Below are 22,962 nucleotides of genomic sequence, written 5' to 3'. Positions count from 1 at the left end.
AAGTCACTGCACGTGCAGACGCTTCCTAATCCCATGGACGGTGAGACCTTGTCTCTTGCGTGTCGTTCGCACTGACCCATCGGCGTTGATGGGAGGCAAGGTTGGGGGATTGCCCGTAGTCGTCCATCTGCGCCTGGATCCGGCGGATCGCGTCCGCCCGCTCAGTCTTGGCTGTCATCGCTGCCGTCACGGCTGGCGTTGCCATCGTCCTGATTGTCAGGCAGCGCCGCCGCCCCCTGCTCGTTGCCCGGCTCTTTCCCGTGGTCTTCCAGCGCGGTCGCCGGCGGACTGCCGGCCTTGCGCCGCCTTCCACCACTGCCACCGCCGTCGCGTTCGGGCGGCGCAACGCGCAAGGTGGCCAGCAGCTGGCGCGCGAGCGCCGCTTCCGCTTCGCCCCGCTCGGCCCGACGCTGTGCCGCCGCGAGTTCCGCCTGGACGGCCTCTAGGTCGCTCGCCGCCTTGCGCTGCCCCTGCTCGGTGGCCGCGAGCCGATCAGCCAGGGCCGCGGCCTGCGCTTCCAGCTTCGCGCGACCCTCCGCCTGCGCCACCGCGGCATCGCGCGCCTCGCTGCGTGCCGCCGCCAGTTCCGTACGCAACTCTTCGGCCGTGCGCTCGCTCTTCTGACGCGCGGTGCGCTCGTGGTCCAGTTCGCGCAAGCTGCGCCGCTCGCTGGCTTCGGCGCGTTCCTGCGCGAGCGTCACCGCCTCGCGCGCCCGTTCCAGCTCCGTCGAGAATTGGGTTCGCAACGCTTCCAGCTGGCGCCGGCCCGCCTCCAGTTCCGTCCGGCCTGCCTCGAGCCGGGCCTGCGTCGCGGCGTGCGCCTGCCGCTCGGCGGCCAGGTCCGCCTGCACGGTGTCGTGCGCCTGCCGGGCCTCCACTAGCTGGGCCGCGATCGCCGCCGCATCCTCGCGCGCGGTGGCCGTCTCCGCGCGCGCCGCATCGCGCTGCGCTTCCGCTTCGCTCGCGGCGTGACGCGCCTCGGCGCGCAGCGTGGCCAGCTCGGCAGTCGCGGCCTCGTTGGCCGACTGCCAGATGGTCTGGACCGCCTCGGCGGCGATCTGCTTGAGGGCATCCGGCAGGTCCGGATGGTCGATGGTCACGCGCGTACGGCCGCGCAGCTCCTGCCAGAACGCCTGCAGCACCTCGGCGGGCGTGCCCATGCTGCCCTTGCGCACCAGGCTGTAGAGCTTGTTGGCGGTGGGCGTGACGCCGTAGCGGAAGAACAGCAGGCCGCAGACCTCGCGATAGAGCGCGCGGGTTTCGGGAAAGCGCCCGCGCAGCTCGGCCAAATCAGCCTGCAGCGCGGCGTCGGTCAGATCCAGGTCGGCCACCGGCATCGGGAAAAAGGTGAGTGATGTGACCGTATATATTACTACGTATTACGTTTAATAGCTAACGTTTACTATCATACTTTAGACATAACTGTGCTTATGTCTATAATATCGACCACACATGTCATTTTTTGGCTCCCGCCGTTGGTTAAACTAAATTTGTATCCATGGTTAAACTAATTTTGTTCCGTGCCCCCTGGAGCAAAATCGCCGGGCTGCCGCGCCCCAGAGGTGCACCGCCCTCCTGCTGTTCGCAGCAAGCCTGGCAAGGTGGCGCTACCGCCGCTGGCAACCAGTGCGCTCGATCAAAACCTGCTTGAGCGGCGCCTGCCACTCACGCGGGAGCGCTGGAACCCCAAATCGACGCTCATTGCCAGCCTGCGCGAGGACGAGGCGGCGGGCTTTCGGTCAGCGCAAAACCTCGCGGCGATCTAGCTGAGCGCGGGGATCCACGGGGCTACCATCGTCTTGACTTACCTTGGCGCCCCTTTCGTGCGGCGCCCGATTACCCATGGCGGCCCGCTCCGTGCCGGAGCTCGTGCCCAACGTCGCGCTCAGAACGGAGTCGTCTGCGACGCGGACCCTTCTGCCTGCGTCCATCTAATCAGCAACAGCCCGTCGTCGGTTTCGCACAGGCGGACGCAAGATTTGGAATCGTCGCGCTCAAGCGGATCGACACCCCGATCGATGTCGTCTAGCCAAGCGGTCAACGCATCGAACGTCAGATCGACTTCCCACGTGACCGCCATATCGAGCACTGCAGTTAGCGTCGACTCCCGGACCCACTCGCAGCAGGTCCAGACGTCCTGATCTGCATATAGGTAACCGGCCGGCGCTACTGCTGCATCCCGTGTATAGCGGATGAGGCCCAAGTCGCGCATCGCGCGAGAAACGCTGCAGAAGCGCTGCCGTTCCTGCTCCGCCTGCCGATTGGAGAGCGCCAGGTCCGCACGGCCCCAGCCGAGTTGAAGTTCGTTGAGCGCGACATCGTATGGGCAGATCAGGCCCCAGCGGGGCCCCTCCTCTGGGTGCACCCTGACCCAGCGCGAGAGCCGTCCCTCCTTGGTCAGCCTCCACCGACAGCGACACGTGCCATGGCGAGCCTGCCGGTCCTGGATGGCATTCAGGCGCGTGACAAACGAAGACGGATTCGCCGAAGCGGCGTTGATGCGTATATAGAAGTGAAGAACGTCGGCAAAGCTGAGGTGGCATAACCTGAGGTGGCCGAGTTGGATTCTCGCTTGCCGCGCAAACGCGTGGCTTTCCAGACTCCACCGATCACCCGCTTCGGTCAGGAGCGGCTCGATGTCCTCGGGCGGGGGCTCAAGCGTGCGCAGCTGACCGAACGCTTGGTCGAGGGAGACCGCCCCCGGCATGCCATCGTTGCCCGACGACCAGATCTCGCCGAGCGACATGCGCGCGGCCGCGACGCTCGCCCGTGCGACCCAGCCGGCGAGCGACGCAACACGCCCCTGCTCTCGGGCGGGAAAGCCGGCATCAATGCCGTGCGGCCACGTCCTGCAGCGTTGCCGCATCACGAACTCCAACGCGCCCACGCGCTGCGACACGAGGCGGGCGGCGTGCTCCTGCGCCCAGGTCGTTTTTAGCGCGCTCAGGTGAAATGGGCACCGCGAAAGCCACCCAAGCTGATGCAGGTAGCTGTGGTAGCCGTGCTGCACACAGGTTTCGCAATAGCGGATGGCACGTCGCTCGCGACTATCGGGAGGTGGGCCATAACGACCGACATCGATGAACCGTATGGAAGGCGAGAAAACGTCTTCGAGAAGCGGCGCGGTCTCACCGAGCACGGACGCCAGGCGCCTGATTTCGTCGATCGGAAGCGGCGTGTTGCTATCGAGCGCCACACGCAAAAACTTCGCGCATTTTCCGACGTTGATGCCATTCAGTGCGCAGAAGCGGGCGACGAACGACAGCCTCGACTCGTACGGACGGAGGTTTCCCGGCCACCAGTTCACCGATGGGTAGGCCGCCATGTCAACTACCCGTCGAGATGATCCTCATGTGGTCCGACAAGTTCGCTTTAGCGAATTCCTGCAACCAGTTCTCGTAAGACGTCACGTCAACCCAGTCTCCGCCATGCGCCAGCTGGAAAAGCATCGCCTCGGTTGCCCTGGCGATGTGCTGCATCGGGAACTCGAGATGCCGGCGCGCAGATTCGGGCGAGAGTTCCACCAGCGCTTTCCACACCAGCGCGGCACAGTCTGCAAGGCGGTGCCCGGCCGCGAATTGAACCGGCGCGAAATACTTCAGGTATGAAACGCCGCTGCCCGGTGGCCATTCCGAGTCAATATCGTAGCCGTTGAGCACGTATGCGATTTCTTCCGGCGAACGCAGCCCATGAAATCGCGCATGCGCGGCCATAAAACGTGCTGCCAGGTGAGCGTTGCCGGTGATCGCCATATACTCGTGACGATAGTTCAGCTGGTGCGAGCCGACGGAAAACACGCTCAGCAGGTAGCCCTCGTAATCAAGGTCATTCTGAAGACCGAGCAACCACTTCCACTCCCGGAGCGTCAGATCCTGCGCTTCGTCGATGGCCAGTACGACATAATTACGCTGCGCGTTGTTCGCAATGGCGATGAAGCGTTGCCTGCACAGGTGGATCCCTTCCGCTCTTTTCGGTGGTTTCGCCGGGTTGGCGAATTCGAAGTTCGAGGCGAGTAACAGCTGATGCCAGAATCCTGCTTCGCTTGTCTGGCTGTCCGGACGGCGATTCCACACCACCAGCGGTACCACGGCGTTAAGGCGTTCCTGCAGCACCTGAGCGACGTACCATTGCACGCAGCGAGACTTGCCCAGCCGTGATGCACCATAGATATAGCCGCCGGGGCGCTGCTGGTCGATCCATTCGCCGAGCTGTTCAATCATCTCGTGCATGGGCGGCGTATATACTGCGTACTGCTTCGTCACGATGCAGTGTCGCGGATCGATGCGCTCGGGCAGAGGGAATCGCATGACCTACCCCGATTGCGCCATTCGACGTGGCGGGAGCATGGAGCCCGGAGTCGCGGGCTCAGTTTTGATCGCCACGTTTGGTCGCGCTGGCTTGTTGCTGGTGCCACCGTTGCGCGAACCTGTGCTGTCCTTCTGTTTGGCACGATCCATCGCAGCGTCCAGCATGGCAGCGCCGATCGACGGATCCGCTGCAGCAACCAGAATGCGTCGCGCTTCGAGGTAGGCCGGATGGACGGGTAAGCGTTTGTGTGCCTGACTCTCTACAAAGCGCATGAAGATTTCAATGGCGTCTGCGCCCGCTGGGATAGTCAGTTGTCCGTGCGAGCAGGCCTGAGAGATTGCTGCGCGAACGGCAAGACTATGTGGTGAAATGTTCCAGGGCGGCGCTGCCCGCAGTACACCGAGTGGGATGCCGTCAAGCGTGGAGGCGAGCGCTACCCGGCAATCATCCTCCTTGTGACAGACCACCCAGATCTCGGATCCTGCCAGGTCGTGCCGGTTGTGCAGCACCTCGTTGGTGTAGCGGCCGTAATAGAACTCCACATACGGGGCGCGCCCACTCGCTGCTCCGCCGCGCACGATGCAGCGCTTGCGGATGCTGAATAGCGCTTCCACAACGGCGGGATCGACTCGGCGCAAGCTCTGCTGGGCGTGGTGGTACAGGAAGTTCGCGTATGCGAGCGGCGTGCGGTTGCCAATCCCGCTGTGCGGTGTTGCGTTGTAATTGGCGATGAGCACGTCCAGCAGCTCTTCCGCATATTCGTACTGGAATCGGCTTGCCAGCGCAACGTCTTCCGGCTTCCGGCCCTTACGGTCCTGAGGCTTGGCGCCGGTGGTGTTGGAAAGACGCTGAAAGCCCTTCCCCGCCAGATTGCGGAAAAACGCCTCGATGAAGGGCCGGTCGTCCTTGCTTCGACGTTTCGAGAACGAGGTTTTCGGCTCAAGCAGCGTCGCGCGAACCGTATCGCGCAACGCGTCGCGCACGTGCTGACAGGTCTCGGCAAGGGCACCGTCTACGCTGGTCTCATCCCAGCACAGTCCAACGAAATTGTCACCCAGCACCGACAGAAGCCCGGCATCGGGCAGATACGCCTTGTCGCTAAAGCTTACCGGGCGCGCACACCATTTTCCCAATGCCCGCTTCAGCGCGCGCAGGACATCATCCTTCGAGACTTCTCGTCTCATACTGAAGTAGTAGCCGAGCACCGCGCGCGACATCACTTCAAGAATCACGATAACCCAGAGACGATGAACGATCTTCTCCCGAAAACCGCCTCCCATCAGGGGAAGCGACACGCAGAAACGTCCGTCCAGTTTGTGCGCATCCATCTCGACGCGCTGCATGAACTTCTGAACTGGCCGTCCGGTTCCGTCCCCTGTCTTCAACTTTGACACCAGCTCTGGACCGCCGCTCGCCGCCGCCAGCGCTCGTGGGTTGGCCGACAACACCCTGTCGATATACCGGCCAATCGAGACGTACCCCAGGGTCGCCGTGTTGAACGGCCACTCGTTTCGCTGTTCACATCCAAGTTCGCGGAGCTGGTCGAGAAGCCACCCGCAGTGACGTCTTTTCGACTGCCGGGTTTCGACCAGCCGCTTGCCGGACGCGCTCGCGAGAATACGCGCTTCGAATGCCTGGCGAAGCTCCGGCTGCGCATCAAGGAGCGCCTGCAGGGCACCAACGGCGCCGCCACCGAACTGACTGACATGGATCTTCCGATGGCGCCGGTAGTGCTTGATCCGGGTCCACGGAACCAGCCCGCGCCAGCCGTAGGGTCGCCCGTCCGGATGCGTTTCGAGGCAACGTTCGCGGATCAGTCGATAAGCCTGCTTTGCGCCAAGTGAGGTGAGACGCTTGATGGTGTCGGCCGTCGCGCCGGAAAGGTACAGCGAGACCGCCTGCTTTCTCGCAAAATACAACGCGCGCCGTTCTCCTTCGAGCGCCCCTTCATCCGGGCTTGCCCAGAGCGAGGTGTCGATGGCTCTCCTGCCGATTGTGCGGCGGGAGCAATGACAGCTGTCGTCAGCGTCGCGGACTTCCATGGAGGTTCCAGCACAAATGGCCACCATCGCCTATGGCCCAATCGCTATGAACCATAGGGCGCTATCGCGGGAGCCTGCAAGGCAAGGATGTGCCGGAACGTGGGCAAGGATACAATATTAGTTTAACTGTCGGCCGAAGGAACAATTTGTCTTTCAACTTTTTAAACTAATTTTGTTACGCGACCCTCTGGTTGCCCTTATTTTCCGTGTCCATGACGGGAACAAAATTAGTTTCACTGACGCCTGAGCCGTTGGCCTCGCCCCGCACACCCCGGAATCCCCCGGCCCCGGCGGCCCGGACTGCCGGTGCCACTCGCGCGCCATCATTGACCCCCCTTCCAGGCCGGTCGCGACGGCAGCAATCCTGCGCCCCGCCAGAGGTCACCCGCATCGCCGTGACCGACGATCTGGGCTGGCCGTCACCGCCTCCTGGCTGGCGCGTCATGCTGGCAGCACGGCGACCCCGCCAACCTACCGGCAAACAGGCGATGCGATGGCATACTCCTTGCTTTTTTGACACCTTTCCCCGTTTCCTCTCTTTGCCAATGCCACTAACCGCCTCACAACTTGTCCTTCAGGCGAAGCAGCTTGAGATCGAGGCCGTTCAGCTGATGGCGAGCCGTGTGGAGCTGGCGGACCTGATTGGCCAGCTGATCCATGCGCTACAACGTGAACGGGGCGCGAGCAGCATCTTTCTGGCCTCCGGCGGACAGCGCCTGGCTGCGGAGCGCGAGGCCGCCAAGGGAGAAGCCATTTGCCTGGAAGCCCAGCTTGGCGAGCGCTTTGCCAGCCAGCTCGGATCGGGGCACATGGCAAGTGCCCCGATGGTGTCGTTGATGGCATGGGTGCAACTCGACCTGGCAACGCTTCCCGCGCTACGCGTGAGCATCGATCAATGCCAGGTGACGGCTCTTGACGCCGTGGCGGCATTCAGCCGGTTGGTCGCGGCACTGCTCGAACTCATCTTCCATCTGGCCGACGTGGCCATGTATCCGGGAATCTCCCGGCCGCTGGTGGCCTTTGTGTACCTGGTGCAAGGCAAGGAGTCTGCTGGCCAGGAGCGCGCGGTGGGGGCGCAGATGTTTGCATCGGGCACCTGCACCGAGATCCAGCAACAGCGCGTGCTGCATCTGATCGCGGCACAGCAGCGCAGCTTCCAGGTGCTGGAGAAGTTCGCCGATCCTGCGTTGCTGGCCGCGTGGCGGCGCCAGCAGACCAGTCCGTCGATCGCTGGCCTGGAACGGATGCGCGGTACGCTCTTGACCACACCGCCCGGCGCACCGCTTGACCGCGATGCCTGTGAGAAGTGGTTCGAAGTCTGCAGCGGGGGGATTGCCGGCATGTGGACGCTCGAGGTGCAGGCGGTGCACGGCCTGCGGGCCGCGTGCGAGGCGCAGATCCGTTCGTCGCAGGCCGACCTGCAGGATTCTGCTGGACTGTTGCGCCGGCTGCTCGACAATCCGCCCCCGCACACACATGCCGTCGAACGCTTCTTCGATGCGCGGGCGGCGTCTTCGGAGAGTGCACCGGTACTGCCGGGAATGCCCGATGCCTCGCGGTCCCCGGCCAGCGTGGACGCGGCTACCGTGGCATCGCTCAAAAGCCTGCTGGAGAAACAGTCGACACGCCTGGCCCAGACTGAGATCGAGCTAGATGCGGCACGGCGCGCCCTGCAAGAGCGCAAGCTGATCGAGCGCGCCAAGCGTGCGCTCATGGCCCGCATGGGGCTCAGCGAGGACGAGGCATTCCGCGCCTTGCAGAAGGCCTCGATGGACAACCATCGCCGCCTAGCCGACATTGCCGAAGCCACGCTTTCGCTGACCGACCTCGCCCTGCCGGCCCAGGACCCTCTCTGACGCAACTGGCGAGACTGTCACGCCTCTCATCTTGGACTCCACCACGCCATCCGAGAGCCCATCGGATCGAGGGACTGCCACCCGTTGATCCCAAAGCGGAGAACGCGTCTAATTATCCAGACACATAGACCTGAAGTGATGAGGTGCGACTGCCGCGGCAAGGGAAGTCCGCGACTCGGCCAAAGGAGCAGATTGCGATGTCAGGCAACCTGGTGATTCGTAACATGACACGCGCCGAGCTGGATCGCCTAATCGGCTGGGCGGCAACCGAGGGGTGGAACCCCGGCCTTCACGACGCGGCGCTGTTCTGGGCGACGGACCCGGATGCTTTCATCGCAGCCGAGCTGGACGGGGAGTTGATCGGCGCTGGCGCGATCACGTCCTACGGCGGAGCGTTCGGCTTTATGGGTTTCTTTATCGTCCGTCCGGCGTTTCGCGGCCGGGGACTGGGCAACGCGCTGTGGCATGCGCGTCGGGACCGGCTGATTGCCCGGCTGCGGCCCGGAGCAACCATTGGGCTGGATGGCGTTTTCGCGATGCAGGATTACTACGCCAGGGGTGGCTTCGTTTTCTCCCATCGCAATCTGCGCTTTCGTGCCGAGGTACCGGATAGCCCGCCCCACTCGCCGGAGCCGTCGCGCTCGGATGACGCGATCGTCCCGCTGGATGAGGTGCCCTTCGACGACGTGCTGGCATACGACCGCACGTGCTTTCCCGCCGCGCGCGAGGCCTTCCTGCGCGGATGGATCCGGCAGGAGGATGGGCTTGCGCTGGGGTGTCTGCGGCAGGGCCAGCTGAGCGGATTCGGCGTGGTGCGCCGGTGCGGGGAAGGCTGCAAGATCGGGCCGCTGTTTGCCGACGACGTCGACGCGGCCGAAGCGCTCTACGCACGCCTGGCCGCCTTTGCGTCGGGTGGCCCGTTGTTCCTCGATGTCCCGGAAAACCACCCCGCGGCCATGGCGCTGGCGCATCGGCACGGCATGGCGGAAGTCTTCGGCTGCGCGCGCATGTATCTCGGGCCTGTGCCAGGCCTGGTGCACAAGCGCATCTTCGGTATTACGACCTTCGAGCTGGGATGATGCAGGCGCGCGACCTCGCCGGCTACGGCAGCTCCCCGCCCGATCCACGCTGGCCCGGCGGCGCACGCGTGGCGGTGCAGTTTGTGCTGAATATCGAGGAAGGCGCGGAATCGTGCATCCTCAACGGCGATGTGCGCTCCGAAGCGTACCTGCACGAACTGCCCGGACGGCCGCCGCGTGAGGCCGAGCGCGACTGGAGCGTCGAAAGCATGTACGAGTATGGAGCGCGTACCGGCGTCTGGCGGTTGCTGGATCTATTCGCCGAGCGCGGCCTGCCGCTGACCGCGTTCGCGGCCGGTCGCGCGCTGGAGCTCAATCCGCGGATCGGACAGGCACTGAGTGCCGCAGGACACGAGGTTGCGGGGCATGGCTATCGCTGGATCGATTATCGGGACGTCCCGGAAGATGAGGAGCGGCGCCATATCCGCCTGACAATCGCGGCAATCGAACGCATCTGCGGCAGGCGGCCGGTAGGCTGGTACACCGGGCGGGTCAGCGCCAACACCCGGCGCCTGGTCCATGAGGAAGGTGGGTTCCTTTACAGCTCGGATGCCTACAACGATGACCTGCCGTACTGGCTCTGCAGCTTCCCGCCGCTGCTGGCAATCCCGTATACGCTGATCAACAACGACGCACGCTATCTAATGCCTGACGGCTTTGCCTCGGGGGAAGATTTCTACCGCACGCTGCGGGACGCATTTGACCAGTTGTGGCACGAGGGTGCGCGCGCGCCGAAGATGATGAGCAGTCGGACTGCATCCCCGCCTCAGCGGCCATCCGGCGCGCGCCATGGCCCTGGCACGGTTCCTTGACGACGTACGCTGCCATGACGCCGTGTGGATCTGCCGCCGGGAGGACATCGCCAGGCATTGGCTGACCGAGCATCCGGCGTAGCTGCCTCTTGCGTCGGTTGTATCGTTCACTCACCAAAAATCCGCGCATTGTGCACGGCCCCTCGGCTCCCGCGGTTCGCGCTGGTTAGGCCAAGTTGCGCATTGCCACCTGATGCCTGCTTCTTCACCGCGGGGGCCTTCCCGGGTGCGTGCCGGGATAAAGACGGAGTCGACACATATCCCTAGAAGTAATAAAGAACGAGATTTTTGTACACGCAACGTCGGCTGCGCGAACGCGCGCTTGGCGCAGCTAGCCTGACTGTCCCGGCTTCTGGACAATTGGAGTGACCGCTAGGCGCGCCCTGCATCCAAAGGATAGTCACCCCTTCCGGCATCCGATCACTTCCAGAGACCCTTTGGTATTCGTGCTGGTGCTGACCGCTCTGCAGGCGCGGCGGCGCGGCATCCGCTCGCATAAAAGCTGCGTTCTTTACTACTTTTTCGCTTATGTGTCATTTCCGGCTTTATCCCGGCACACGCCCGTGAATGGTGCGGATCGTCGCACGCGACGGAGGCGTCGAATTCTGGAGGGTCGCGGCACGGGGGATGGCGGAAAATTCCGGCTTTGCGGGCGCCCACCATTTACTTTCATGTTTGTGAAACTATCCTGCAGCGTGGGCTGGCTGGCCCTCCCTTTTGCGAGCTCCAGAAGGGTGTGTGTTTGTGGGGCTGGCGATTAATTGCAATTTGATGTTGAGGTCCCTGGACGCACCGCCCGTGGTCAAGCGGTTGGCAACTACCACGTCAATTTGAAACTCCGGAGCCCTGGCCCAAAAAATCCTACGTGCTGCGTGGAGCCCAGTTACCGCATTGATCAATAATTTTCCCGCTTTGTCGGGCTTTTGCCAGCATCCCACTGCCAACTCGCCTGCGCGCACCAATTTGCGGGACATGAGGAGCCCCGACTAACATCGACTCTCCTTTTCATACCAGTGCCCGGTCATCCCGTGAGACGACCGCGCCGAGGATGACCGAGACAGGAGGTGACGTGGGAAATGTATCCACTTGCGGCCTGAGTGCCAGCATGCTGGCCTGCCGCGCTGCGCTGGCTGTGCTACCCGCGGAGCTGCCCGTAGCGTTGGAGTCCGGCCATTGCTAATTGACCAACTGAACCAGGCTGCGGCCGAGCGCGCCGCAGGTGCCTTGACGCGCAGCCGCCGCACCGCGCACACCGGTTGCGCACCTCACCAGACGGTCAGCGTCAAGGACGGTCAAGCACGTCCTCTGCTGAGCTTTTGCAGCAACGACTACCTCGGGCTGGCAAGTCACCCGGCGGTGATCGCGGCTTTCGCGGAAGGGGCCCTGCGCTACGGCGCGGGTAGCGGCGCTTTCCCCCGCGTCAATGGACCTTCGCGCGCCCACCGCCAACTGGAAAGCGAGTTGGCGCGGTGGTTCGCGCCGAACATTCCCAACGTGCAGGCGCTCTACTTCTGCACCGGATACATGGCCAACCTGGCGGTGCTGAGCGCGCTGGGCACGGCCGACGCCACCCTGTTTTGCGACAAGCTCATCCATGCCTCCTTGATCGATGGCGCGCTGCTCGCCCGCGCCCCGATGAAAAGGTATCCACACTGCGACGTCACCGCGCTTGCCAGGCAGCTGGCTGCCTGCAACAGCCCGCTCAAGCTGATCGTGACCGACAGCGTGTTCAGCATGGATGGCGACATGGCACCGCTCGCCGAAATGCTCGCCCTGGCCGAGCACCATGACGCCTGGATCGTGGTGGACGATGCCCACGGCTTTGGCGTGCTGGGGGAGCAAGGCCGCGGTGCACTGGAGCACCTGGGGCTGACCTCGGAGCGCCTGATCTATGTCGGCACACTGGGCAAGGCAGCGGGCGTGGCGGGAGCGTTTGTCGCTGCGCACCGGTCGATTGTGGAGCATCTGGCCAACGAGGCCCGTCCTTACCTCCACAGCGCGGCTGCGCCGCCGGCGATCGTCCATGCGCTCCTGAGCAGCCTGGCGCTGATCGCAGGCCCTGAAGGACGCGAGCGCCGCGACCACCTGATGCAATTGATCGAGCAGTTGCGCAATGGCCTGCAAACCCTACAGGTCCGGCATCCGCATGCCGGCTGGCAGCTCGTCGACAGCAGTACCCCCATCCAGCCCCTGATCGTCGGCGACAACGAGACCGCGTTGTCGCTGTCCCAAGCGCTGGAGAACGACGGCATCCTCGTTACCGCGATCCGCCCGCCCACCGTGCCCAGCGGGACGTCGCGCCTGCGCATCACACTGTCGGCGTCGCATACCGCAGCCGACGTGACACGCTTGCTGGACAGCCTGTCCGCCATCATGGCTCGGCGCGGAGAAGCATGAAAAATCTCTCGCCGCATTGCCGAAGCTTCCGAACCGTGCCAGACCGAAACTCGACAGTCGCTGGCTACCAAAACAAGATTCCAGAATGACCAGCATGGCCGACAGCACGACTGCTACCAAGCAGACCACCTCTCTCAATTCCAGGTCTCCACACCGGCCCCACAGCCAGGCATCATTAGCTGGCGCGTTGATCAACGGCGACCGCCTGATCGACGGCGCCTTCCTGCGTGACCCCTACCCTGCCTACCACGCGCTGCGCGCGCTGGGGCCCATCCATTGGAGTGAGGAGTTTTTCGGCGGTGCCTGGCTACTGACCCGACATGAAGATGTGGAAGCCGTGCTGCGCGACCCCCGGTATTCGGCGCGGCGCACCGGAGGCTGGGTGATGCGTGGCAGCGAAGGCGAGCGCCAGGAGCTTTGCCCCTTCCAGCGCTTGTTCAGCCGGGCCATGCTGTTCCTGGACGCGCCCGATCATACGAGGCTGCGACAGGTGCTCAATGTCGGCTTCCGTCCGGCTGCCCTATGCACTTTCGCCGGCACCATCGAGCAAATGACCGCCGGGCTGGTAGAGCGGCTGGCAGGCGTGGAGGCGTTCGATTTCATGGAATCGATCGCCAGGCCGCTGCCGGCGATGGTCATCGCGAGGCTGCTCGGCATGGACGCCGAGAACCAGCCGGACTTCCTCGCCTGGTCCGAAGACCTGGCCGCCTTCATCGGCGCACCGGATCCCGACGCCACGCTGAAACGACGCGCCCAGGTCAGCCTGCTCAACATGGCGGCCGCCTTTGAAGCGATGCTGGCACGGCGCAAGGCACAGGACTCGGATCTCTCGCCGCCGCAACAGCGGGACCTGATCGGGCATCTGCTGTACGCCGAGGCCGACGGCAAAATCGAGGCCGGCGCTGAACTATTGGCGCAATGCGCGATGCTGCTGTTTGCCGGTCATGAAACGACGCGCAATCTGCTTGGCAATGGACTGCACGCCCTGCTGAGCCATCCCGAGCAATGGCAGCGCCTGCAGCAAACCCCGGCACTGCTGCCCAATGCCCTGCGCGAGTTGCTGCGCTACGAGAGCCCGGTCCAGTACACGGGACGTCGGGTTGCCACAGACATGATGCTGCACGGGCGGCAGTTGCGGCGCGGCGATCTGGTCGTTGCGCTGATCGGCGCCGCCAATCGCGACCCGGCGCGCTTCCGCAACCCGGACGAGCTGGACATCACGCGACGCGAAGGCTCCCACCTTTCGTTCGGGCATGGCCCGCATGTCTGCATCGGCGCCGCGCTGACACTGATGGAGGCGGAGATCGTATTCCGGGCGATTCTGCACCATTGGCCCGAGCTTTCGCTCATAGACGCCGAACCGCACTGGAACGGCAACCCGGTCTATCGGGGATTAGCCAAGCTTAAGGTGGCTCGCCACCGCTGACGCCCCCGTGTGTCATCTAGGCGCTCCGCGTACGTCGGCAGCCACCAGGACGTTGACATGTGCCTCTTCTGGCCGTCGAGCAACACTGGCTCGGCATTCCAACCACAAGGCGGCGATCACGGTTTGTTGCAGCTTATGCAGGGCCTCTTTCCCGTCTGCCAGTGACAATCCAACTGTCTCCGGCGTCAAATCGCCGATTGGCCGCTCGAACTGACAGAGCTCCTGGGTGCTAGAGTCGCTCAATCGGTAATAGTCTCCACGCGAAGGATGACTTTCATCTTGCACCTCGGCAGCCGGTAAATGGCTCAATGCTAGACACCCGGCCTCCGACACCCCAAGTTCTTAACACTCCCCTATACCGTTCGCCGTTGACGAATACTCCTTTCGGAAACGGCGGTTTGTTCCTCCCGAGATTTGCTGGCATTGTTGGACATAACAGAATGCCATTAACACTTCGGCAAAGCGGTGCCGAGAGAAAAACTCAAGGAGCAGCGACCATGCACGCCAATCTTCCGCAGCGCCTACGTTCTTTGCTGTTCGTACCTGCCGACAGTGACAGGAAGCTCGCGGCGTCACGCAAGGCAGGTGCTGATGGCCTGGTGTTTGATCTCGAAGACGCTGTTCCCGAGCATGGCAAGGAAGAAGCTCGCAGAAAGCTGGCGACGTTTCTCGGAGAGAATCGGCGGTCCATGGAGTCGGCCGTGCTGGTGCGAGTCAACGGCCTGGCGTCTGGGCATATCCTTCAGGATCTGGCCGCTGTCGTACCTCACCGGCCCGATGCCATCGTGCTTCCGAAGTGCAGGGGTGTCGAGGATGTCCATCGCCTGTGCGATTTCCTGGCGGCGCTCGAGTGCGTGTTGCTCGATAGCGCGTGGGAGACGGGCATCGTTGCCATGGCTACCGAGTCGTCGGAAGGTGTGTTCGGGCTGTCTTCATATCGGAATGCCCCAATGCGCCTGCGCGCCTTGATGTGGGGCGTCGACGATCTTGCGGCTGACCTTGGAGCTCGCTCGTCGCACCAGGGAAGGGAACTCACCGCGCCTTTTTCTGTTGCACGTACGATGTGTCTGATGGCGGCAGCGCAAGCCGGCATCGATGCCATTGACGCGGTCAGTACAAATCTGTCCGATGACGTCGAGATTGGCCATGAGGCCGCGCAGGCAAAGCGGGACGGCTTTACGGCCAAGGCTGCCGCCCATCCGTCCCATATTGAAGCGATCAATCACGCTTTCATGCCCCAGGTTGAAGAGATTCGCTGGGCAAGAGAGGTGGTCGAGGCATTCTCCAAGGTAGGTGCCTCGGGCGTGGTGAGACTTGGCAACACGATGATTGACCGCCCCCACCTGCGACTGGCTCATCGGATCCTTTGTCAGGTGGATGGCGAGGACTGATCGGGATTATGCAGATACCAGGGTTAAGGGCGTCGAGGACACGGCTATCTTCCGGGCATCCTCGTGCGGCTTCTGCAACATGGATCAGTTCGTCGATCAGGGCGCGGTCATAACCCAGGAGACCTTCAAGCTCTCGTGCGATCACGGCGCACTCCCATATTGCCCACGGATCACTGAGTTCGAGGATGGCGAACTTCATGGTGTGGCGGTGAGTAGTGCGGCTGACAGCAGAAGAATGCCAATGCCAACACCGGTCTCGATCATTCGGTAGCCTCGGCTGACCCTCCAGTCGCCCGACATGAAGCAGTTCCTGGCACAGATGGGGTCCCAGCCAAGCCGCTGCCCGGCCCCTTCGTTATCGCGGTAGGAATGCCCATTACTGAGCCCCCCCGCACAGATCCGTACGAGCCCAATTCGGGCATAGTATGTGTTCAACAACATACGGTGCCGTAATTCTGCACGTACGGATCTGTGCGGGGGGCGATGGGTAACCATCGTCCCTACCGCGACCCTTCACTCTTGGTCTATGTCAAGAGCCGCTCCGATCAATCGGTCACTTCCACATAAACGTGAGGTCGGGAGCCCTCCGACGCACCAGTGCTTATCTCGACAGGGAAAGCACACGCCAATGTCACGACCTCGATTAAAACTTGTGGCGCAAGCCAAGCATTACACCCAAGCGGCTGTTATTACCGAATGTATTTCCGCTATTTGCGAATGTAGGCATGCCATTCAATGCAATCCAGCTGCCTTTCAAGTTGGTATAATCGACCTCGATATACGCGTCGGTTCTTTTGCTGAAGTTATAGTCCAACATAGCTGCCGTAGTCAGGCGCTTGCCGCCCGTACCTTGGTGCTCGAGCCAGTCATAGTAAAATTGTCCGATAAATGAAAGCGCCCGGTTGAAATCATATTTTGCCCCAATATAGGCGGCATCATTCCTGTAATCCGCGACATCAAGACGGTTATTTGTATATCCGACGAAGTACTGAGCGCGCCCGAACATATACTTGCCGCCTGCGGCCCATACCGTCTGTTTGCTTGCCTGGCTCGTCGGCAAGCCAAAGTAAGCCGAGGAGACGTTATGAGAGACCTGGTAGACAGCACCTACCTCAAGGGGGCCAGAGCTATAGGCAACACTACCCGCCGCGGCGTTGTTGGTCGAAGGGCTTCCTGGTACTTCTCCAAACGTGTAGGCAGCAGCCAATTGGAGGCCGCCAAAGGACTTGATGTACTTGACGGTGTTGTCATAGCGAACACCGGTGTATGCGGTCTGATATCCAACGATGCCGTTGTTTGGGATGCCCATTGCGTCATATGACGCGATCATTTCGTGGGCGAGCGTGAACTGTCGACCGAGTGCCAGCTTTCCGAAATTGCCGTCCAAGCCAACCACTGATGTGCGACCGAATAGTCGTCCACCTTGTAGGCTAGTCCCTGCGTCGGGCGCGAAACCCGATTCGAGAATGAACCAGGCCTTGAGATTGCCTCCGAGATCCTCAGTACCGCGCAAGCCCCAGCGACTCCCTGTCAGAGCACCGTCAGTCATTTGGAACTTGTTGTCGCCAGCAGCATTTTCATTGGTACTGAATCTGATGGTGGTATCAACCAGACCATATAGCTGGACGTCCGCAGCCGTCGCCACGCTTGGTACGGTGGCAACGCAGGCCACCGCCAATGCCATCAACTTATACATTTTTCTCCTCCATGTTTAAATTTTTATCGTTACAAAAGCGGTTTTTTAGACGCCATATCCATCATGACTCATCAAAGCAAATTCTGGCTTTACGCGGGATATAGGCGTCGGTCTCCAGCGCCCACCGATCATTACTGATGGCGACAAATACCAACGCAAAACAAGAGAAAAGCACGGGCGCCATCTGCGCAAGCCGAAAATCGTCCAAGGCGACCGGGGCTACAGTTCCGAGCCACACCGAAAGCGCTTGCGCAAGCGCGGCATCACGGCCGTGCTTGCCAAGATCGGCTCGCCTCACGGTAGTGGGCTCGGCATCAGGGGCTTGAACAACACCGCCCCTCGACTTCCGTCCGTACCGCTCCAGACAATCCACACTTACAAAGGTGTCGCAGGTTGCGCAGCCAATAGGTCGCAATCGGTCGTGCTAAAGCACGCTTTTCCAGAGAGCTTCATGGTCCGCTTGAGTTCATCTGTAAGAATCTCCAAAACGTGGCGCACACCACGTTCTCCCGCTACAGCTGCGCCGTACACCGCCGCACGACCGATCGCTGCGGCGCTGGCTCCCCTCGCTCGCGCTTTGAGGATGTCGGCTCCGCGCCGAACCCCGGAATCGATGATCAAGGGTACGCGGCCCTGCGTAGCCCGCGCCACGTCTGATAGCGCGTCAATGCTAGAGATCGCACCATCGAGCTGCCTCCCGCCATGATTTGAGACCCACAACCCATCGGCCCCCAGCTTCACGAGATGCGCAGCATCTTCAGGATGGAGTACGCCCTTCACGAGCAACTTCCCCTGCCATCGCTCTCTTAGCCGACTGAAGTAGTCCCAACTTATCGAGTCGTCTAGACCTTCCGCGACGCGGGTGGCGATCGTCAAGCCCGCGCGACCGTCGCCGAGGTAGCCGCGAACGTTCTCGAACTCTGGCAAGCCCCCCCGGAGCATCTTCAGTGCCCATCGTGGATGCTTCATCCCGTCAAGCGCCAGCTTCCTCGAGAAGCGCAGCGGAATCGAGATGCCGTTTCGGAAGTCTCGCTCTCGCTTGCCACCGGCCTGCAGGTCGACGGTAACCACGAGCGTGGTGATGCCGTGCGCACGAGCCTGTTCGATCAGCTGGAAGTTGAAGTCATGGTCCTTCAGCACGTACAGCTGGAACCAAAGCGGGCCCGTGATGGCCTCTGCCATGCGTTTGATGCTAGTGGTGGACATCGTCGACAGGGTGTACGGAATGCCGTGAGCGGACGCGGCTCGCGCGATGGCAATGTCCGCGTCCGGCCAGACAAGCATGCACGATCCCATCGGCGAGATGACGATCGGTGCCGACGATGCGGTCCCAAGTAGATTGCAGGCAATTTGCGGGTTGCTGACATCCGTTAGAACGCGCGGAACTATCCGAAATCGCTCGAAGCCAGCGCGGTTGTCCCGCAGCGTAAGTTCGTCCTCGGCGCCACCATCGACGAACTCAAAGACGGATTGTGGAAGGCATCGCTGAGCGGCCTTGCGCAGGTCCGCGATCGAAAGGCATCGCGCTAGTGTGTCGGCTGTCATTGCTATTGATTTTCAAAGGGGCTTTGGGTGGATTGGTGAACCGCGAGGCGGTTGGCCAAGCGGCTGAGTTCTTGATAGATCACGCCCGCCTCAGGGTGCCAGCGAAACACTTCTGCGCCCTGCAGGCGCACAACGTCGAAGTCTCCGCGAGCTGCTGGACCAGTAATAGCGCGGGGACCCAGAGTTCCGACGTTCTCTGCCGTGGTGAGCAGAAGGGACGACTGGATCTGGCCGATCAGGCCGTCCGGCACACCTGCTTCCTTCCAGGCCTCGCGCGCGATTGACTGCAGGACTACGGTGAAGTTGTTTGCGAAGACGGCAGCAGCGTGGTAAAGAGCCTTGCGTTCCGGCTGCACAGGAAAGCACTGCGCCTTGATAGCCTTGAACAGCGAACTCAACAGCGTCAGCGCGTCCTGGTCGCCTTCAATTCCGCAGGGCGTGCCCGGGAACTGGTCCACGGCGGCAGCCGGGTCCGCGAAGGTCAGAACGGGATGGATGCTTGCAAGGCGGAACCCTAGGCCACGCAATGGCGTAAGCGCCGACGCAGGCAAAAATCCGCTGCAGTGAAAGGCCGTGGAAGCCGGCTGCGCTTGTCCCTGCAGTGCTTCTGCTAACTCGGCTGCTACTTTTGCCACCGCAGTATCTGGAACGGCAAGCAGCCATAGGTCAGCCGACCGCATATCGCGAAGACTCGCGGTTGGGCGGCCCGCTCCGATGAATTTGGCGGCGTTCTCAACTTGACTCAGGTGCTCTCCCGACAAGTCTTGAATCTTGCACGCGCCGCTTTGATGGAAGAGACGCGACAGGGTTTGCCCCACCTTTCCGCATCCAACAACGTTCAATGTTTGTATAGTGCTTTGCATAGGTCGATAGGTTTGATTGGCTTCCGCGCAAGGCGTAAGAAGAAGGCGCCCCTCAGCGCTTGCTGTTCATCGTGGCCGGGAAATTTCCGGCGATTTCTGGTGTGCGTGCATGGCTACTCGATTAAAAGCGTCGGCGGTTCGTTGCCATAGGTCGTATTCAATGCAGGCGACCAAGGCCACTGTGCGTTCCTCGTTTCAGGAACAACTAAGCTCTTAGCATGCTTCGGACTTGTCTGGAGCGCCACAGGGCACGTGCAGCCTATCGATTCACCATGCGCTTAGGGATGGCGAGGGTCATGATGGCTCCCAAAAGAAGGGTGCCGATCAGCAAATAAACAGCCATGTCAGTGCTGCCTGTCGCGTCTTTCACGTATCCAAGCAAGTAGGGCCCGGCGAAGCCCGCAACGTTGCCGACAGAACTAACCAACGCGATACCAACTGCAGCCGCCTGGCCGGCGCCAAGGATGGCGGTGGGCAGGCTCCAGAACAGCGGAGGGAATGAAAGCAAGCCGATGGTAGCGATGCAGAGCGCGATTGTCCCCATCAGCAGTTGGTTCTGGAACTGGATGGACATCGCCAGCCCAGTCATGCTGAACGCCAGGAGCAACACGAGATGCCACCTCCGCTCGCGGTGCTTGTCGGCGCTGCGCCCGAAGTACACCATAGTGAGGACCGCACAGGCGTTCGGGATGGCGGAAAGCAACCCGATGGTCAGGTCATTCTGAGCGCCCATGTTCTTCAACAGCGTGGGAGTCCAGAAGCCGATGCCGTAGATCGCCAAGATGTTGGCGAAGTAGATCGCAGACATCAGCCAAATGTAAGGATTAGTCCAGACTTCACTAGACGACATTTGCTGCGTCTCACCCTTGTCCTGATGCAGGAGGTTCTTGAGACGAGCACGTTGGCTGACCGTAAGGAACTTTGCCTCGGTAGGGTTGGTGGGCATCACCTTCCAAACAAGGTACGCGGCCAGGCCTGCGGGAAGGGCTTCAATGATGAACATCCACTTCCATCCAGCCAATCCGTGAACACCGTTCATGGAGTGCAAGATGAAACCAGAGAGTGGTCCGCCAATGAGACCCGCCATGGCAAGCCCCGTGTAAAAAAAGCTCATCACGCGTCCGCGACGGTCTGCCGGGAAGAATTGCCCGATGTAATAAATTAGCCCAGGAATGAACCCGGCTTCGGCTACACCCAGCAGGAAGCGCATCACGTAGAACTGCATGGGGGTCGTGACCATGAACGTGAGTCCAGAAATCAGACTCCAGCTCAGCATAATGCGAACAAACCAGAGTCGAGCGCCGAATCTGGTCAGTGCCATGTTGCTAGGAACTTCAAACAGCACATAGCCGAGGAAGAAGATCCCGGCACCAAACCCAAAGACAGCGTTGCTGAATCCGAGGTCGCTCGCCATGTGCAGCTTTGCAAAGCCGACGTTGATGCGATCGATGTAAGCCGTGATGTAGGCAAACATCAGGACTGGCATGATTCGCCAAGTCAAACTGCGGAATAGGGTGTCATCGTCGATCGATGAATCGACCTCTCCAATTTTTGTCTCAAGTCGTAATGATTTCATGTTGTCTCCGTGCGCCGGTCAAAGCCGGCAGTGTGTTGTGAATGAAAGAGTCATACGTTGGCGGTTTTATCCAACGATAGCGGCCCCGAGTCATGCGTCGTCACCTGTGAGGGTGAATGCGAAGCGTTGACAGCGGTACGCGCAGGCCGAGTAGTGATGAGCCGCGTCGCGTAATCCACACCCCGCGACTTCGGTCGCGGCTGACCGTGGTGCCGAGGCAACCCACCCAAGTTAAGCCGCCAATAAAAATCGAAATTTTTCCCGCGAACGCTTGACATGTGACGAGGTTCGAGCGGCCGCCGCCCCTGCTTTCGCTGGTTGTTTAGCGCAAGTAGGGCGGCGCCCAATAGAGGATGGATTTTGGCGTATGTGCCTGAACAGCCCCACCAAGCCACGGCAAATCGGCGTGGCCGGTCAGGAGTCAGCGCTTTCTCTTGTATTCTTGTGGAAAATGAGCGGCCGGGAGCTTATCCGTGCTTGACTACGATTGTTTTGATCGTAGTGAAGCCACGCATGCCTTCGAACGCTTTTTCGCGCCCATATCCCGAGTGCTTCATCCCGCCGAAAGGCAGCTCAATTCCGCCGCCGGCGCCATAGTTATTAATGAAGACCTGGCCTGCCTCCATTGCATGGCCGACGCGAAGCGCCCGACTCCCGTCGCGAGTCCATACGCCCGCCGTCAAGCCGTACTCGGTTCCATTAGCCAAGGCGATTGCCTCGTCTTCAGTGTCGAAAACCGTTGCAACCAGGACGGGGCCGAAGACCTCCTTCATGGCGATAGTGCTGGCAGGAGGCACATCAACAAAGAATGTCGGCAACACGTAGCTACCCGTTTTCGGCGCATTGCTGGCCAGCGTTGCGCGACCACCGACCTTGATGCCCTCGGCCTCGGCCTCGTCGATCATGCCTTGCACCTTGAGCTGCTGCTTGCGACTAATCAGTGGGCCGCAGTCGAGGTTCTCCGAGCCCGGACCAATGACCAGCGCGTTGAAACGCTCACCAAGACTCTCGACGACCTGGTCGTAAATTCCACGCTCGATCAGAACGCGACTACCTGCGGTACATGTCTGACCAGCACCTTGCACAATTGCATTCAACAGGACCGGTACCGCAGCCTCGAGATCGGCATCGGCAAAGACAATCTGTGGTCCCTTACCACCCAGTTCGAGCGTCACGGGAATGTGTCGGCGCGCTGCTGCTTCCGCGACTAACGTTCCTGTTTCGGGTGATCCAGTAAACGAGATGTGAGCGACGTCGGGATGAGCCGACAGCGCTGCGCCTGCCTCAGCACCAAGACCGCACACAATGTTAAGCGTTCCAGGAGGCAGGCCAGCCTCAAGCGCCAGTTCAACGAATCGGATTGGGGTGAGACATGCATCCTCTGCAGGCTTGATCACACATGCATTGCCGGCTGCCAGCGCAGCAGCGACAGTCCGCCCAAATGTTTGCGCCGGATAGTTCCAGGGAATGATGTGTCCCGTGACACCGTGCGGCACTCGCACAGCCATCACCGTGGTTCCCTCCGCGTAGGGGATGGTCTCGCCGTGAAGCTTGTCGGCCGCACCGCCGTAGTACTCGAAGTAGCGGGCGCACGCAGCGATATCCGAACGAGCTTGGCCAAAAGGTTTGCCTACGTCCAGGCACTCCAGGCTCGCCAGTTCCTCGGTGTTCTCGGTGATGAGAGCAGACAGCTTCATTAGCAGTCGTCCCCGCTCAGTGGCTGTCATACGCCCCCAAGGCCCGTGAAACGCCCGCTTGGCTGCAGACACTGCTTTACCGACATCGCCTGCATTGCTGCGCGGGATCGTCGAAAACACTTCCCCATTAGAGGGATTGATTACATCGAGAGTCGCCCCGTCCTGTGCGGGTTGACGTTCGCCATCGATAACATTGAGGTAGGCAGATCGGACTTTCATGACTTGAGACTCGTATCGTTTAACGTTAAAGTGGTAGACGCGTAAAATATCGGTA

Annotated in this window: 15 protein-coding genes and 2 pseudogenes; 8 read left to right on the top strand and 9 right to left on the bottom strand. The window is 61.4% G+C overall.

Annotated elements, in window-relative coordinates; all coding sequences use genetic code 11:
• Positions 1 to 161: 161 nt before the first annotated feature.
• Positions 162 to 1,337, bottom strand: coding sequence for a DNA-binding protein (locus ACZ5MJ_RS36565; protein WP_464227224.1), 1,176 nt, complete (start codon positions 1,335 to 1,337; stop codon positions 162 to 164).
• Between the two features lie 264 nt (positions 1,338 to 1,601).
• Between ACZ5MJ_RS36565 and ACZ5MJ_RS36560 the strand changes: the two genes are divergently transcribed.
• On the top strand, positions 1,602 to 1,766 hold the full coding sequence (locus ACZ5MJ_RS36560) for a hypothetical protein (protein WP_161564120.1): 165 nt from the start codon (positions 1,602 to 1,604) through the stop codon (positions 1,764 to 1,766).
• A gap of 119 nt (positions 1,767 to 1,885) precedes the next feature.
• Here ACZ5MJ_RS36560 and ACZ5MJ_RS36555 read toward each other — a convergent pair whose 3' ends face one another.
• From ACZ5MJ_RS36555 to ACZ5MJ_RS36545, 3 genes are read right to left on the bottom strand one after another with little or no spacing between them, the layout of a single operon-like run.
• Positions 1,886 to 3,325 (bottom strand): hypothetical protein, encoded by a 1,440-nt coding sequence (locus ACZ5MJ_RS36555; protein ID WP_464223524.1) that lies wholly within the window; start codon positions 3,323 to 3,325, stop codon positions 1,886 to 1,888.
• Between the two features lies 1 nt (position 3,326).
• Positions 3,327 to 4,307, bottom strand: coding sequence for an ATP-binding protein (locus ACZ5MJ_RS36550; protein ID WP_464223525.1), 981 nt, complete (start codon positions 4,305 to 4,307; stop codon positions 3,327 to 3,329).
• Positions 4,308 to 4,310: 3 nt separating this feature from the next.
• Positions 4,311 to 6,350: a hypothetical protein gene (locus tag ACZ5MJ_RS36545; protein ID WP_464223526.1), complete on the bottom strand. Its 2,040-nt coding sequence runs from the start codon at positions 6,348 to 6,350 to the stop codon at positions 4,311 to 4,313.
• A 395-nt stretch (positions 6,351 to 6,745) separates the two neighbouring features.
• Here ACZ5MJ_RS36545 and ACZ5MJ_RS36540 point away from each other — a divergent pair, with 395 nt between their 5' ends.
• From ACZ5MJ_RS36540 to ACZ5MJ_RS36515, 6 genes and pseudogenes are all read left to right on the top strand, one after another.
• Positions 6,746 to 8,206 carry a nitrate- and nitrite sensing domain-containing protein gene (locus ACZ5MJ_RS36540; RefSeq protein WP_464227223.1) on the top strand — a complete coding sequence of 487 codons (1,461 nt, stop codon included), beginning with the start codon at positions 6,746 to 6,748 and terminating at the stop codon, positions 8,204 to 8,206.
• Positions 8,207 to 8,403: 197 nt separating this feature from the next.
• The gene (locus tag ACZ5MJ_RS36535; protein ID WP_464227222.1) at positions 8,404 to 9,285 is read left to right on the top strand and encodes a GNAT family N-acetyltransferase; all 882 of its coding nucleotides are present in this window, start codon (positions 8,404 to 8,406) and stop codon (positions 9,283 to 9,285) included.
• Positions 9,285 to 10,179: pseudogene (locus ACZ5MJ_RS36530) on the top strand (polysaccharide deacetylase family protein). Before ACZ5MJ_RS36535 ends, ACZ5MJ_RS36530 begins: the two are co-directional and overlap by 1 nt.
• A gap of 1,091 nt (positions 10,180 to 11,270) precedes the next feature.
• Complete coding sequence (gene bioF, locus ACZ5MJ_RS36525) at positions 11,271 to 12,494, top strand: 8-amino-7-oxononanoate synthase (RefSeq protein WP_464227221.1); 1,224 nt, start codon at positions 11,271 to 11,273, stop codon at positions 12,492 to 12,494.
• Positions 12,495 to 12,579: 85 nt separating this feature from the next.
• On the top strand, positions 12,580 to 13,920 hold the full coding sequence (locus tag ACZ5MJ_RS36520) for a cytochrome P450 (protein ID WP_464227220.1): 1,341 nt from the start codon (positions 12,580 to 12,582) through the stop codon (positions 13,918 to 13,920).
• A 497-nt stretch (positions 13,921 to 14,417) separates the two neighbouring features.
• Positions 14,418 to 15,311, top strand: coding sequence for an HpcH/HpaI aldolase/citrate lyase family protein (locus ACZ5MJ_RS36515; RefSeq protein WP_464227219.1), 894 nt, complete (start codon positions 14,418 to 14,420; stop codon positions 15,309 to 15,311).
• A 643-nt stretch (positions 15,312 to 15,954) separates the two neighbouring features.
• Here the strand turns inward: ACZ5MJ_RS36515 and ACZ5MJ_RS36510 are convergent.
• Positions 15,955 to 17,007 carry a porin gene (locus ACZ5MJ_RS36510; protein ID WP_464227218.1) on the bottom strand — a complete coding sequence of 351 codons (1,053 nt, stop codon included), beginning with the start codon at positions 17,005 to 17,007 and terminating at the stop codon, positions 15,955 to 15,957.
• A gap of 163 nt (positions 17,008 to 17,170) precedes the next feature.
• Here ACZ5MJ_RS36510 and ACZ5MJ_RS36505 point away from each other — a divergent pair.
• Positions 17,171 to 17,323 (top strand): annotated as a pseudogene (locus ACZ5MJ_RS36505) (IS5/IS1182 family transposase); the annotation flags it as partial.
• 59 nt (positions 17,324 to 17,382) lie between these two features.
• Here the strand turns inward: ACZ5MJ_RS36505 and ACZ5MJ_RS36500 are convergent.
• The 4 genes from ACZ5MJ_RS36500 to ACZ5MJ_RS36485 form a co-directional block, all read right to left on the bottom strand.
• Positions 17,383 to 18,552, bottom strand: a complete 1,170-nt coding sequence (locus ACZ5MJ_RS36500) for an alpha-hydroxy acid oxidase (RefSeq protein WP_464227217.1) — start codon at positions 18,550 to 18,552, stop codon at positions 17,383 to 17,385.
• Positions 18,553 to 18,554: 2 nt separating this feature from the next.
• Positions 18,555 to 19,415 (bottom strand): Rossmann-like and DUF2520 domain-containing protein, encoded by an 861-nt coding sequence (locus ACZ5MJ_RS36495; protein WP_464227216.1) that lies wholly within the window; start codon positions 19,413 to 19,415, stop codon positions 18,555 to 18,557.
• Between the two features lie 259 nt (positions 19,416 to 19,674).
• Positions 19,675 to 20,991 (bottom strand): MFS transporter, encoded by a 1,317-nt coding sequence (locus tag ACZ5MJ_RS36490; RefSeq protein ID WP_464227215.1) that lies wholly within the window; start codon positions 20,989 to 20,991, stop codon positions 19,675 to 19,677.
• A gap of 467 nt (positions 20,992 to 21,458) precedes the next feature.
• Entirely contained in the window at positions 21,459 to 22,907 is a 1,449-nt protein-coding gene (locus tag ACZ5MJ_RS36485) for an aldehyde dehydrogenase family protein (protein WP_464227214.1), read from the bottom strand.
• Positions 22,908 to 22,962: the final 55 nt, after the last annotated feature.

This window comes from Cupriavidus sp. LA-1, from assembly GCF_055385985.1.
The sequence above is the reverse complement of the archived record's forward strand: the minus strand, read 5'-3'. Positions and strand labels throughout refer to the sequence as shown.